This window comes from Novosphingobium decolorationis (assembly GCF_018417475.1).
Lineage (GTDB): Bacteria > Pseudomonadota > Alphaproteobacteria > Sphingomonadales > Sphingomonadaceae > Novosphingobium > Novosphingobium decolorationis.
Map to the genome: position 1 here is coordinate 3,268,324 of NZ_CP054856.1, position 12,776 is coordinate 3,281,099.

At 64.8% G+C, this 12,776-nt stretch carries 12 protein-coding genes; 9 read left to right on the forward strand and 3 right to left on the reverse strand.

Annotation, left to right across the window (positions count from 1 at the left end; genetic code table 11):
* Positions 1–9: 9 nt before the first annotated feature.
* Entirely contained in the window at positions 10–4,170 is a 4,161-nt protein-coding gene (rpoB, locus tag HT578_RS15170) for a DNA-directed RNA polymerase subunit beta (RefSeq protein ID WP_213500496.1), read from the reverse strand.
* Positions 4,171–4,613: 443 nt separating this feature from the next.
* Here rpoB and HT578_RS15175 point away from each other — a divergent pair, with 443 nt between their 5' ends.
* From HT578_RS15175 to HT578_RS15190, 4 genes are all read left to right on the forward strand, one after another.
* Entirely contained in the window at positions 4,614–5,006 is a 393-nt protein-coding gene (locus HT578_RS15175) for a hypothetical protein (RefSeq protein ID WP_213500498.1), read from the forward strand.
* 301 nt (positions 5,007–5,307) lie between these two features.
* Positions 5,308–5,523 (forward strand): hypothetical protein, encoded by a 216-nt coding sequence (locus HT578_RS15180; protein WP_039389262.1) that lies wholly within the window; start codon positions 5,308–5,310, stop codon positions 5,521–5,523.
* A 28-nt stretch (positions 5,524–5,551) separates the two neighbouring features.
* Entirely contained in the window at positions 5,552–6,109 is a 558-nt protein-coding gene (locus HT578_RS15185; protein ID WP_213500500.1) for a DUF2975 domain-containing protein, read from the forward strand.
* On the forward strand, positions 6,109–6,354 hold the full coding sequence (locus HT578_RS15190; RefSeq protein WP_039389259.1) for a helix-turn-helix domain-containing protein: 246 nt from the start codon (positions 6,109–6,111) through the stop codon (positions 6,352–6,354). Before HT578_RS15185 ends, HT578_RS15190 begins: the two co-directional genes overlap by 1 nt.
* 82 nt (positions 6,355–6,436) lie before the next feature.
* On the opposite strand, the gene HT578_RS15195 is transcribed toward HT578_RS15190, so the two are convergent.
* Complete coding sequence (locus HT578_RS15195; RefSeq protein ID WP_213500502.1) at positions 6,437–6,751, reverse strand: hypothetical protein; 315 nt, start codon at positions 6,749–6,751, stop codon at positions 6,437–6,439.
* Between the two features lie 456 nt (positions 6,752–7,207).
* Between HT578_RS15195 and rplJ the strand changes: the two genes are divergently transcribed.
* Together rplJ and rplL are read left to right on the forward strand one after the other, a co-directional pair.
* Positions 7,208–7,723: a 50S ribosomal protein L10 gene (rplJ, locus tag HT578_RS15200; RefSeq protein ID WP_213500504.1), complete on the forward strand. Its 516-nt coding sequence runs from the start codon at positions 7,208–7,210 to the stop codon at positions 7,721–7,723.
* Positions 7,724–7,813: 90 nt separating this feature from the next.
* Positions 7,814–8,191: a 50S ribosomal protein L7/L12 gene (rplL, locus tag HT578_RS15205; RefSeq protein WP_039389254.1), complete on the forward strand. Its 378-nt coding sequence runs from the start codon at positions 7,814–7,816 to the stop codon at positions 8,189–8,191.
* Positions 8,192–8,353: 162 nt separating this feature from the next.
* Here the strand turns inward: rplL and HT578_RS15210 are convergent, their stop codons facing one another.
* A complete protein-coding gene (locus HT578_RS15210; protein ID WP_213500506.1) occupies positions 8,354–8,800 on the reverse strand; it encodes a c-type cytochrome in 447 nt (148 codons plus the stop codon).
* Positions 8,801–9,132: 332 nt separating this feature from the next.
* On the opposite strand from HT578_RS15210, the gene HT578_RS15215 reads away from it, so the two are divergent.
* The 3 genes from HT578_RS15215 to groL all read left to right on the forward strand — a co-directional run bounded on the left by HT578_RS15215 (position 9,133) and on the right by groL (position 12,708).
* A complete protein-coding gene (locus HT578_RS15215; protein ID WP_213500508.1) occupies positions 9,133–10,521 on the forward strand; it encodes an MATE family efflux transporter in 1,389 nt (462 codons plus the stop codon).
* A gap of 198 nt (positions 10,522–10,719) precedes the next feature.
* Complete coding sequence (locus HT578_RS15220; RefSeq protein ID WP_213500510.1) at positions 10,720–11,004, forward strand: co-chaperone GroES; 285 nt, start codon at positions 10,720–10,722, stop codon at positions 11,002–11,004.
* 45 nt (positions 11,005–11,049) lie between these two features.
* Positions 11,050–12,708: a chaperonin GroEL gene (groL, locus tag HT578_RS15225; protein WP_039389246.1), complete on the forward strand. Its 1,659-nt coding sequence runs from the start codon at positions 11,050–11,052 to the stop codon at positions 12,706–12,708.
* Positions 12,709–12,776 lie beyond the last annotated feature (68 nt).

Genomic DNA, 12,776 nt, shown 5'->3' on the forward strand with positions numbered 1-12,776 from the left:
TTGGTCCCGTTATTCCGCCGCCTCGGGCAGCGCGTCGGTGTCGTCCTCGTCGTCGAGCGAGGAGAGCTCGACGTTGAGGCCGAGGCTGCGCATTTCCTTGACGAGAACGTTGAAGCTCTCGGGGATGCCCGCCTCGAAGGTGTCGTCGCCCTTGACGATCGCTTCGTAGACCTTGGTACGGCCAACCACGTCGTCCGACTTGACGGTGAGCATTTCCTGCAGCGTGTAGGCTGCACCGTAGGCCTGGAGAGCCCAGACCTCCATCTCACCGAAGCGCTGGCCACCGAACTGGGCCTTACCGCCCAGCGGCTGCTGGGTGACGAGGCTGTAGGGGCCGATCGAACGGGCGTGGATCTTGTCGTCGACAAGGTGGTGCAGCTTGAGGATGTACTTCATGCCCACCGTGACCTTGCGGCTGAAGGCTTCACCGGTACGACCGTCCATCAGGACGCTCTGGCCCGAGGTGTCGAGCCCGGCGAGGGTCAGCATGTCGACCACGTCCTGCTGGACCGCGCCGTCGAACACCGGAGTGCCCATGGGGACGCCGCCGCGCACGTTCTCGGCCAGCTCGACGAGCTGTTCGGGGGTGCGGGTGTTCAGGTCCTCGGCGTAGTTGTCGCCGTAGATCGAGCGCAGCTTCTCCTTGACCGCTTCGGGCGCTTCACCCGCCTCGGGGTTCGGATTGGCCGCCTTCCAGGCATCGAGCGCCTCGCCGATCTGACGGCCCAGGTTACGGGCCGCCCAGCCAAGGTGGGTCTCGAAGATCTGGCCGACGTTCATGCGCGAAGGCACGCCGAGCGGGTTCATCACGAAGTCGACAGGGGTGCCGTCTTCGAGGAAGGGCATGTCTTCCTGGGGAAGAATGCGGCTGATGATACCCTTGTTACCGTGACGGCCGGCCATCTTGTCGCCCGGCTGAAGCTTGCGCTTCACGGCCACGAAGACCTTGACCATCTTGAGTACGCCCGGAGCGAGTTCGTCACCGCGCTCGAGCTTCTCCTTGCGGTCCTCGAACTTCTCCTGGATCGCCTTGACGGTCTCGTCGTACTGGGCCTTCACCGCCTCGAGCTGCGTCTGCATGTGGTCGTCCGCGACGGCGAACTTCCACCACTCGTGCTTCTCGGCCTCGGCGAGGACCTCCTCGGTGATCTCCACGCCCTTCTTGACACCCTTGGGTGCCGACGCCGCGACCTGGCCGAGCAGCATGTCCTGCAGGCGGTTGTAGGTGGCGCGGTTGAGAATGGCGCGTTCGTCCTCACGGTCCTTGGCGAGGCGTTCGATTTCCTCGTTCTGGATGGCGCGGGTACGGTCGTCGATCTCGATGCCGTGACGGTTGAAGACGCGCACGTCGACAATCGTGCCCGACACGCCCGGCGGCAGGCGCAGCGAGGTGTCGCGAACGTCGGAGGCCTTTTCACCGAAGATGGCGCGCAGGAGCTTTTCTTCCGGCGTCATCGGGCTTTCGCCCTTCGGGGTGATCTTGCCGACGAGGATGTCACCCGGGTGCACTTCGGCACCGATGTAGACGATGCCCGCCTCGTCGAGGTTGCGCAGGGCTTCCTCGCCGACGTTGGGAATGTCGCGGGTGATGTCTTCCGGACCCAGCTTGGTGTCGCGGGCCATGACCTCGAACTCGTCGATGTGGATCGAGGTGAAGACGTCGTCCTTCACGATCCGCTCGGAGATGAGGATGGAGTCCTCGTAGTTGTAGCCGTTCCAGGGCATGAACGCGACGAGCACGTTGCGGCCCAGGGCCAGTTCGCCCAGCTCGGTCGACGGGCCGTCGGCGATGATGTCGCCAGCCTGCACGTATTCGCCCACCTTCACCAGCGGACGCTGGTTGATGCAGGTCGACTGGTTCGAGCGCTCGAACTTCTGGAGGCGGTAGATGTCGACGCCCGACTTGCCGGCCTCGACCTCACCCACGGCGCGGATGACGATACGGGTGGCGTCGACCTGGTCGACCACGCCCGGACGCAGCGCCGAAATGGCGGCACCCGAGTCGCGCGCGACGGTCGCTTCCATGCCGGTGCCCACGTAAGGCGCATCGGCCTTGACGAGCGGCACGGCCTGACGCTGCATGTTCGAGCCCATGAGCGCGCGGTTGGCGTCGTCCTTTTCCAGGAACGGAATGAGCGAGGCTGCGACCGAGACGAGCTGCTTGGGGCTGACGTCCATCAGCGTGACCTGGTCCGACGGGCTCATCACGAACTCGCCTTCCTGGCGGGCCGAGATGAGGTCCTCGACGAAGGAACCGTCCTCGTTGAGGGCGGCCGAGGCCTGTGCGACGGTGTGCTTCTGCTCCTCCATTGCGGAGAGGTAGATCACGTCGCCGGTGACCTTGCCGTCGATGACGCGGCGGTACGGGGTTTCGATGAAACCGTACTTGTTGACGCGCGCGAAAGTCGAGAGCGAGTTGATCAGGCCGATGTTCGGGCCTTCCGGCGTCTCAATCGGGCAGATACGACCGTAGTGGGTCGGGTGAACGTCGCGCACTTCGAAGCCCGCGCGCTCACGGGTAAGACCGCCCGGCCCGAGCGCCGACACGCGGCGCTTGTGGGTGACTTCCGAGAGCGGGTTGGTCTGGTCCATGAACTGCGAGAGCTGCGAGGAGCCGAAGAACTCACGCACCGCGGCCACGGCGGGCTTGGCGTTGATGAGGTCGTTGGGCATCACGGTCGAGACGTCGACCGAGCTCATGCGTTCCTTGACCGCACGCTCCATGCGCAGCAGGCCGACGCGGTACTGGTTCTCGAGCAGCTCGCCGACCGAACGCACACGGCGGTTGCCGAGGTTGTCGATGTCGTCGATGTCGCCCTTGCCGTCCTTGAGGTTCACCAGTTCCTTGACCACGGCGAGGATGTCCTCGGTGCGCAGCGTGGTGACGGTGTCCTCGGCATCGAGGCCCAGACGCATGTTGAGCTTGACTCGGCCCACGGCCGAGAGGTCGTAGCGGTCGGCGTCGAAGAACAGGCCTTCGAACAGCGCTTCGGCGGTTTCCTTCGTCGGCGGTTCGCCCGGACGCATGACCTTGTAGATCGCTTCCAGACCCATGTCGCGGTTCTCGGCCTTGTCGGCCTTGAGCGTGTTGCGCATCCAGGGACCGGCGTTCGAATCGTCGATGTCAAGCAGGTTGAGCTGGTCGATGCCTGCCGCGTCGAGAACTTCGAGGTTCTCAGGGCTGACTTCGTCACCGGCCTCGATGTAGATGCGGCCGGTGGACTCGTCGATCATGTCCTCGGCGATGTAGCGCCCGAAGATTTCCTCGGTCGGGATGAGGAGGGCTTCCAGGCCATCCTTGCCCGCCTTGTTGGCAGCGCGCGGGGAGATCTTGGTGCCGGCCGGGAAGACGACTTCGCCCGAGTTCGCATCGACGATGTCGAAGGCGGGCTTCACGCCGCGCCAGGTCTCGGCGTTGTAGGGCAGGCGCCAGCCGCCATCACCGCGCTTCCAGGTGACGGTTTCGTAGAAGTGATCGAGGATCGCTTCGGAATCGAGGCCCAGCGCGTAGAGCAGCGCGGTGACCGGCAGCTTGCGCTTGCGGTCGATACGCACGTTGACGATGTCCTTGGCGTCGAACTCGAAGTCGAGCCAGGAACCGCGGTACGGGATCACGCGGGCGGCGAAGAGGTACTTGCCCGAGGAGTGCGTCTTGCCGCGGTCGTGGTCGAACAGGACACCCGGCGAACGGTGCATCTGCGACACGATCACGCGCTCGGTGCCGTTGATGAAGAAGGTGCCGTTCTCGGTCATGAGCGGCATGTCGCCCATGTAGACGTCCTGCTCCTTGATATCGAGGACCGAGCGGGTTTCCGTCTCGGCGTCGACTTCAAAGACGATCAGGCGCAGCGTCACCTTCATCGGGGCTGCGTAGGTGATGCCGCGCTGGCGGCATTCGGTCACGTCGTACTTGGGCTCTTCCAGCTCGTAGTGGACGAAGTCGAGCTCGCTGGTGCCGGCGAAGTCGCGGATCGGGAAGACCGAGCGCAGCGTCTTTTCCAGGCCCGAGACATAGCCGGTCTCCGGGTTCGAGCGCAGGAACTGTTCGTAGCTCTCGCGCTGGACCTCGATGAGGTTCGGCATCTGGATGACTTCGTGGGCGTCGCCGAAGATCTTGCGGATGCGCTTCTTGACGGAGCGCTTCGCCGTATCGATGGGCTGGGTGGCCATGAGCTGGTCTTGCCTCTTCGCTTCTGGTCAGGGCCGATTCGCAACGAGGCGAAGGGCCCGGGAAAACATCGTCACGCGTGGACGAAATACCTGTCTTGCGGACAGGCCATCAAACGCCAAAAGGCCGCCTTGCACGCGCGGAAACCCTTGCGGGAGCCCGTTGCGGCCAGCAGCCTGATACGTCGGATGAACCCTCTACCGCTTCCTTCCTTGGTGTGCCCCCGCGCATGGGCACGCCTTGCTCGAAGCGATGGGGCGTTGGCGTTCCTATAGAACCCGGCCCCATCGGTGTCAAACGGGTGACGGGCGGGCGGAGGAGAGGGTGGCATTCGTTTGCAGGCGGGGTGGTGGCTCCATTCGTCCCGTCCCCGCTCACGTTTGGGCGGAAAATCGGCTCGTGCGGAAAACCGGGCAGGGGGCGGGGCGTTGTGAGGGGCATGCAGATGACGAGCCCCTCATACGCGACCCATCGCAGCCGCAAGGCCGGACCGCTTCTTGCGCTCATCGCGCTGGGGGTGGCCGGTCTTGCAACGCCGCTTGCCGCGGCCCCTACCCGCGGCGAGCCGGTGCATGTGCCCAGTGCAATATCGCCAGGAACGGCGGCGGACGGCGCCCTGGCCGCGGGCGATCTCCCCTCCGCTCGCGGCCGCGCGCTCGCCATGGCCGATCCGCAACCTGGCGAGGGCGCGCAGGACGCGCGGCTTGGCAAGTTGTCCCTTGCCGGCCTCGTGGGCTTGCTTGCCGCCTTTTCCGTCTCGGGCCTGGCCATTGTCCGGGCCCGGCGCCGCGACGGCGCTTCCCGGGTGCGAAAGGAGCATGTCCGCAAGGGCACCTGACCAGATATAATATAGCCGGACCGGTGATCGGGTCGTCCACCCCGTATACCCTCCCTGAGCCGATCAGAGCCCGGCAGTCCCCCGGCATCCCTCATCGCCGGATCGAGCCTTGGGGGCGACTCCCGCATGGAGTCGCCCCCATTTTCGTGTGCGGGGCGGATGTGTGTGGAGTTCGCAAGGTGGAGGGCGCTCGATTTTCCGCAATTCAATCAGCCGCGTATCGTTTTTCGATATTATTGTTTGACGATAAGGCGAATCGGGGTTATTGAATATCGATATCAAGCATATCGGAGAACGAGCAATGACCTTCCACGCTGACGAACCCGCCCCCCAAATCGTTGCCCGGCCTGTCGCCGCGGCCATGGCTGCGGTCCTCACCGCCCTGATCTGGCTGCCTACGCTGACCGCGCCCCAGGCGGCCCATGCTGCGGAGGTGAGCGCCGGAGTCACTGCCGTGACCCAGCCCGCGCCCACGCAGGTCCTTGTCGCCTACGCGCCGACCCCGGTGCTGATGTAAGCGCCGATCAGGCAGAGGAGAGGCGACAATGAACCTTGCAACCCGCGCCGTTCGCGACCCGCTGCTGCTGGCCGCGAAGATCATTCTCTATGTCCTGCTGGCGGGTCTCGCGCTCGGCGTGCTGGCCGCCTCGGCAGGTTGCGTTGGCATGGTCTTCTTCACGCAGGAAATTGCGGCGGAGTTCGCATCCTCGCAGGCGAACTTCGACTTTACCGAGGTGCGGCTCGCGCTGATCGGCGTGCTGGTGCTCGTGATTGTCCTGCTGGCGATGATCGCGGCGATGCTCTGGCTGCTCAAGCGGATCATCGACACGGTGGGCGAAGGCGATCCCTTTGTGCCGGTGAACGCGACGCGCATGACGATCATGGCCTGGCTGTCGCTGGCGATCCAGGTGGTTGCCCTGCCGCTCGCAGGCCTGGCGACCTGGATTCACAATGTCACCGAAGTGAACGAGACGGAGACCGGGCTCAACGTCGATAGCGGCTTTGATGGCAACGGCATCCTCTTGATGCTGGTGCTGTTCATCCTGGCCCGCGTGTTCCGCAAGGGCGCCGAGATGCGCGAAGAACTCGAAGGGACCGTGTGATGGGCGAGGACGCGCAAACCGAAGGAGGCCGCATCGTGGTGAAGCTTGACGATATTCTGCATGCCCGGCGCATGACGCTGACCCAGCTTGCCGAAGCCATCGGCATTACCCTTGCCAACCTTTCGATCCTCAAGACCGGCAAGGCCAAGGCGATCCGGTTCTCGACACTGGAAGCGATCTGCCGGGTACTTGAATGCCAGCCCGGCGACCTCCTCGCCTATGCCGGTGAGGAAGCGGACGACTAGACGGGGCGGTTCTCCGCTTGCCTGATGCGCACGGCCCTTGGGCCGTGCGGTTTACGGGGCCCCTTCGGTCCGGCGTGTCTTTTCAGGCGGCCATATCGAAGAGGGCCCCGGCTCGTTTCCGGTGCAGCGCGGTATAGGCCTCGCTCACCAGCGAATGGCGGGCCTCGGCCCATTCGCGGTGCCAGCGCTCCATCTGCAGCACGTCGCGGGCGCTTTCAGAGAACTGGAAGCGCGGCGCGCGCTCGGCGGCCTTGGCCGCGCCGATGCGGGGGGCAGACGATGGGGCTCCTGCCTGGTCGATCCTCTCGAGGCGCGGCGTCGCATCGGCAAACCCGGCGCGGGCGCGGGCCCGCACGGGGGCGGGAACCAGCGCGGTGGAGATCGGCAGTATTTCCATCGTTGGGTCAGGCTCGCAGCGGTGAGAAGGGCGGAAATGGTATCCGGCCCGTTCTGCCATGGCGAGTTCTAGCGCTTTCTTGCCGCCCTCCTACGTAGAGGTGCGTGGGGCGCCCCGGGCGTGCTTCCATGTTGACTTTTTCCGGCACGCGGGGCAAAGGCGCCCTCGAACGGCGCAGATGATTCTGCGTTGCTCACCGTCCGAGACAGCTGCCGGGGGGCTTCCCCCTTAATCTGCAGCCTAGGCGGGGAACAGGAAATTTCCACGGCCCTTCGCTCTTTCGAGCATGGTGTCCATCTCGCGCTTCGGCGCGAAAAACTCCTTCCCCATCGTACGGTCTTTGCCATGGCGCGACAGTGTCCATGGGCTCGTGCGTCGTGCACGGGCACGCAAATGTAGCCGGCCGTGCGGCGCTCCTTCGGGAATGCCAAGCGGTCATATGTGAAGGAGTAAGGCATGGATCGTTCGCAGAAAGCCGATTCGGTCGCCCAGCTCAATGCGGTCTTCAACGAGGTCGGCGTGGTGGTTGTCACCCGCAACCTCGGCCTCTCGGTGGCACAGTCCTCCGAGCTGCGCGCGAAGATTCGCGAAGCGGGTGCGACCTACAAGGTTGCCAAGAACCGTCTTGCCAAGATCGCCATCGCGGACACCGACTATGTCGGTATCGGTGACTTCCTTGTCGGCCCGACGGCCATCGCCACTTCGGTGGACCCCGTCGCAGCTGCCAAGGCCGTCGTCGACTTCGCCAAGACGACCGACAAGATCGAGATCGTCGGCGGCGCGATGGGCGCAAATGTTCTGGATGCAGAAGGTATCAAGGCGCTCGCCACGATGCCCTCGCTCGACGAACTGCGCGCCAAGCTCATCGGCCTCGTCCAGGCTCCGGCCACGAAGATTGCCCAGCTCTCGACCGCTCCGGCGGCCAAGCTGGCTCGCGTCTTCAACGCCTACGCCGAGAAGGACGCTGCCTGAGCTTAGTCTCGGTAACACGTTTCGAAATAACGATTTATCCCGTCCGGCGGCCTAAGTCCCCGGCGGGACCACAGATCAGGAGTGAATACTATGGCCGATATCGCCAAGCTTGTTGAAGAACTGTCGCAGCTGACCGTCCTCGAGGCCGCTGACCTCGCCAAGGCTCTCGAAGAAGCATGGGGCGTTTCCGCCGCTGCTGCCGTTGCCGTTGCTGGCCCGGCTGCTGCTGGTGGCGAAGCTGCCGCTGCTGAAGAGCAGACCGAATTCGACGTGATCCTCACCGGCGACGGTGGCAAGAAGATCCAGGTCATCAAGGAAGTCCGCGCCATCACCGGTCTCGGCCTTGCTGAAGCAAAGGCTCTCGTCGAAGGCGCTCCGAAGCCCGTCAAGGAAGGCGCTTCGAAGGCTGAAGCCGAAGAGCTCAAGGCGAAGATCGAAGCAGCCGGCGGCACCGTCGAGCTCAAGTAATCTTCGTTTCTCCAGGTCTTCGGACCGGAGGCGAAAATTCGAAAGGGCGCTCCCTTGCGGGGGCGCCCTTTTTCGTGTGCGTGGCACCGGTAAGGCGAGAGCAAGAAGGGCCGCGCTCCGATGGGAGGCGGCCCTTCTTGCGTGCGTGCTGCGCCGCGCGGCTTACTTCAGCGTTTCGAGGTACTGGATAATTTCCTGGCGCTTACCCGCGTCGGGAACCATCTGCACCATCTTGGTGCCCGGGACCATCTTCATCGGGCCCTGCAGCCATTCGTCGAGTGCTTCGGGGGTCCACACGATCCCCGAATCCTTGAGCGCGGGGCTGAAGTTGTAGCCCTCGACCTCGCCCGCCGTACTGCCGACGATGCCGTGCAGGGTGGGGCCCACGCGGTTCTGGCCAGGCTCGACGGCATGGCAGGTCTTGCAGATCTGGAACGCGGCAGGGGCTGCGGAGGCCGCGGCAGGCGCAGCGGGTGCCGCTTCGGCCGCAGGCGCACTCTCACCGGCCGCGTCGGCAGCCGGTGCCGCGCTGTCTTCCTGCGAGCCCGAGTCACCGCAGGCGGCAAGCAGGACGAGCGGGCTGGCGCAAATCAGGGACGTGAGCTTCATCGGGGGTCCTTTTCTCCTCAAACCGGGGCCGACCTAGGACGGGGAGGCACTGTGGGGCAAGGATATTGTATGTCGTGGCAACAGAAGGGGGGAAGGACGATTTCCCAGTGCCATCGCCCTCGGGCTCCCCAAACTGCCCACCTCACCTTCAGTACGCGGCCTGGGCTGAGCACGGTGAGGTGGCCGAGTCTGGGGTCAAGGGGCGATGGCCCCTTGTATATTCTTCTTCCTTCTTCGTGTGGCCGTCCTGCCCCCAGACCTGTCACGCCATCGCGCACGGATGCGTTTTTGCTTTCGCTTGCCGCGCGCCCCGCGTAGGGCCCCGATCCATCATGGCTCGCAGCATTGGCTCCCCCGACTTTCGCGCCGAACTCGGCAGGACCCTGGCTCTGGCCGGGCCGCTGGCGCTCGCCAACCTGTTGCAGATGGCGATCTTTGCCACCGACGTCATGTTCGTGGCGCGACTTGGGCAGCAGGCGCTGGCCGCGTCCAGTCTGGCCGTTGCGATGATCGCGGTCCTGATGATGGGCGTGAACGGGCTGACTTCGGCCTGCGCGCCGCTTATCGCGGCCGAACTCGGGCGCCGGGAGAACGCAGTGCGCGAGGTGCGCCGGACCACCCGCATGGCCTTGTGGCTGGCGGTGATCCTGGGCCTCGTGTGCATCGTGATCTGCCAGTTCGCCGAGGAATTCATGCTGGCAACGGGGCAGGACCCGGCGCTCGCCCGGCTTGGCGGCGATTTCCTCGCCCTGCTCTCGGTGGGCATTCTGCCGATGGGCGTGGCCAATGTCCTGCGCACCTTCGTTTCCGCGCTCGGGCGCCCGTACTTTGCGACCGCGATCACCGCGGCCTCGATCCTCGTCAACATCGTGGGCGACTATGCGCTGGTATTCGGCCATTTCGGCATGCCCGCGCTGGGGCTGACTGGCGCTGCGCTGGCCAGCATCATCACGGCAAGCTTCACCGTCCTCGCCTATGCCGTCGCAATCCGGCGCAACCGCCGCTTGCGGCGCTTTCACATCTTCGGGCGCTGGTGGCGTTCGGAATGGCCGCGCCTGGGCCAGATGCTGACGCTGGGGCTGCCGATCTCGGGCACGCTCATTGCCGAGGGCGGGCTGTTCAGCGGGGCGGCCTTCCTCATGGGGCTTGTTGGCGAGGCGCAGCTGGCCGGGCACACGGTTGCCTTGCAGATCGCGGCGATTGCCTTCCAGGTCCCCTTCGGCATCGGGCAGGCCGCAACGATCCGTGTGGGCTACCACTACGGCGCGGCGAATGTCGCAGGCGTCGCGGCGGCAGGTCGCGCGGCGCTGCTCGTGTGCCTTGTCTTCGCGGCGGTAACCTCGGGCATCATCCTTATCTTCCCGCGCCTTGTCCTGAGCGCCTATGTCGATGTGAACGATCCGGCCAACGCGATCATGGTCGGCTTTGCCCTGCGCTATCTGGTGGTCGCGGCGGCCTTCCAGTTCACCGACGCGCTCCAGGCGGTGGCCGCGGGCGCCTTGCGCGGCATCCAGGACACGCGCGTGCCCATGGGCATCGCGGTGGTAAGTTATTGGGCGGCCGGTTTCGCCGTCTCGGCGGCGCTGGGCCTGTTCACTCCGTTCGAGGGCGTGGGCATCTGGATCGGTCTTGCCGTGGGATTGAGCGTGGCGGCGGCTCTGCTCATGGCGCGCTGGCATTGGCGCGGGCGCTTCGGACTGCTAGGTGCCATCGCACGGTAACACACGCGTGTTTCCATGATGGAGTCCCGGGCGATGCCCGGGTACCGCGCGTGCGACGCGTGCCGGTCTTCAAAAAAATTGCCTCCCACCTGCTTGACGCCAACTGGGCCTGTGACCATATCCGGCCGCGTTGGCACTCTCTGTCTGAGAGTGCCAAAACCAGTTTTTGCCTGTTCATAGGACTTAAGGGAGACTCCCATGACTTTCCGTCCGCTGCACGACCGTGTTCTCGTGCGCCGCGTCGAGGCCGAAGAAAAGACGGCCGGTGGCATCATCATCCCCGACAGCGCCAAGGAAAAGCCCGCTGAAGGCGAAATCGTCTCGGTCGGCAAGGGCGCCGTCGTCGACGGCCAGCTCGTCGCGCTCGACGTCGCCGTCGGTGACCGCGTGCTCTTCGGCAAGTGGTCGGGCACCGAGGTCAAGGTCGACGGTGAAGACCTGCTCATCATGAAGGAAAGCGACATCCTCGGCGTCATCGGCTGAGCACCGCTTTCTTCTTCTACCTGATATCCTGAAAGGAATACCAAAATGGCAGCCAAGGACGTAAAGTTCTCGCGCGACGCCCGTGAGCGCATCCTCGCCGGTGTCGACACCCTCGCCAACGCCGTCAAGGTGACGCTGGGCCCCAAGGGCCGCAACGTCGTCATCGAGAAGAGCTTCGGCGCGCCCCGCATCACCAAGGACGGTGTTTCGGTCGCCAAGGAAATCGAACTCAAGGACAAGTTCGAGAACATGGGCGCCCAGATGATCCGCGAAGTGGCCTCGAAGGCCAACGACGCGGCTGGCGACGGCACCACCACCGCCACCGTTCTGGCACAGGCCATCGTGCGCGAAGGCATGAAGTCGGTCGCCGCGGGCATGAACCCGATGGACCTCAAGCGCGGCATCGACCTCGCGGTCGGCAAGGTCGTCGAGAACCTCAAGAGCCGTTCGCGCGACGTCACCGGTCACTCCGAAGTGGCGCAGGTCGGCGTGATCTCGGCCAATGGCGACAAGGAAGTCGGCGAGAAGATCGCTGAAGCCATGGAAAAGGTCGGCAAGGAAGGCGTGATCACCGTGGAAGAGGCCAAGGGCCTCGACTTCGAACTCGATGTCGTTGAAGGCATGCAGTTCGACCGCGGCTACCTCTCGCCGTACTTCGTCACCAACCCCGAGAAGATGACGGTCGAGCTCGACAACCCCTACATTCTCATCCACGAGAAGAAGCTGTCGAACCTGCAGTCGATCCTGCCGATCCTCGAAGCCGTTGTTCAGTCGGGCCGTCCGCTCCTGATCATCGCCGAGGACATCGAGGGTGAGGCGCTTGCCACGCTCGTCGTCAACAAGCTGCGCGGCGGCCTCAAGGTCGCAGCCGTCAAGGCTCCGGGCTTCGGCGATCGCCGCAAGGCCATGCTCGGCGACATCGCGACGCTGACCGCCGGCGAAATGGTCTCGGAAGACCTCGGCATCAAGCTCGAGAACGTCACCCTCGCGATGCTTGGCGAAGCCAAGACCGTCACGATCGACAAGGACAACACCACCATCGTCGATGGTGCGGGTTCGGCCGAAGAGATCAAGGCACGCGTCGAGCAGATCCGCTCGCAGATCGAGATCACCACCTCGGACTACGACCGTGAGAAGCTCCAGGAGCGCCTTGCAAAGCTGGCTGGCGGCGTCGCTGTCATCAAGGTCGGCGGTGCTTCGGAAGTCGAAGTGAAGGAGCGCAAGGACCGCGTCGACGACGCGCTGCACGCGACCCGCGCAGCCGTGGAAGAAGGCATCGTCCCCGGCGGCGGTACCGCTCTTCTCTACGCCACCAAGGCTCTCGAAGGCCTCAAGGGCGAGAACGACGACCAGACCCGCGGTGTCGACATCGTGCGTCAGTCGATCATGGCTCCGGCTCGCCAGATCGCAACCAACGCTGGCTTCGACGGCGCGGTTGTCACTGGCAACCTGCTGCGTGAAGACGACGAGACCCAGGGCTTCAACGCCGCCACCGACGTCTACGAGAACCTCGTGGCTGCCGGCGTCATCGACCCGACCAAGGTCGTTCGCACCGCGCTGCAGGACGCCGCTTCGGTCGCTGGCCTGCTGATCACCACCGAAGCCGCGATCTGCGACGCTCCGGAGGACAAGGCTGCCGGTGGCATGCCCGACATGGGCGGCATGGGCGGCATGGGTGGCATGGGCGGCATGGGCGGCTTCTAAGCCGACCTGTCCCAGCTACGCGCTGAACACGAAGGGGCCGGGAAGAGCGATCTTCCCGGCCCTTTTCG

Coding starts and splice junctions, on each gene's coding strand:
- HT578_RS15175 (WP_213500498.1), top strand. CDS start 4,614: ATGACGAGCCCCTCATACGCGACCCATCGCAGCCGCAAGGCCGGACCG.
- HT578_RS15210 (WP_213500506.1), bottom strand. CDS start 8,800: ATGAAGCTCACGTCCCTGATTTGCGCCAGCCCGCTCGTCCTGCTTGCC.
- HT578_RS15215 (WP_213500508.1), top strand. CDS start 9,133: ATGGCTCGCAGCATTGGCTCCCCCGACTTTCGCGCCGAACTCGGCAGG.
- HT578_RS15180 (WP_039389262.1), top strand. CDS start 5,308: ATGACCTTCCACGCTGACGAACCCGCCCCCCAAATCGTTGCCCGGCCT.
- rpoB (WP_213500496.1), bottom strand. CDS start 4,170: ATGGCCACCCAGCCCATCGATACGGCGAAGCGCTCCGTCAAGAAGCGC.
- HT578_RS15195 (WP_213500502.1), bottom strand. CDS start 6,751: ATGGAAATACTGCCGATCTCCACCGCGCTGGTTCCCGCCCCCGTGCGG.
- rplJ (WP_213500504.1), top strand. CDS start 7,208: ATGGATCGTTCGCAGAAAGCCGATTCGGTCGCCCAGCTCAATGCGGTC.
- HT578_RS15185 (WP_213500500.1), top strand. CDS start 5,552: ATGAACCTTGCAACCCGCGCCGTTCGCGACCCGCTGCTGCTGGCCGCG.
- HT578_RS15220 (WP_213500510.1), top strand. CDS start 10,720: ATGACTTTCCGTCCGCTGCACGACCGTGTTCTCGTGCGCCGCGTCGAG.
- rplL (WP_039389254.1), top strand. CDS start 7,814: ATGGCCGATATCGCCAAGCTTGTTGAAGAACTGTCGCAGCTGACCGTC.
- groL (WP_039389246.1), top strand. CDS start 11,050: ATGGCAGCCAAGGACGTAAAGTTCTCGCGCGACGCCCGTGAGCGCATC.
- HT578_RS15190 (WP_039389259.1), top strand. CDS start 6,109: ATGGGCGAGGACGCGCAAACCGAAGGAGGCCGCATCGTGGTGAAGCTT.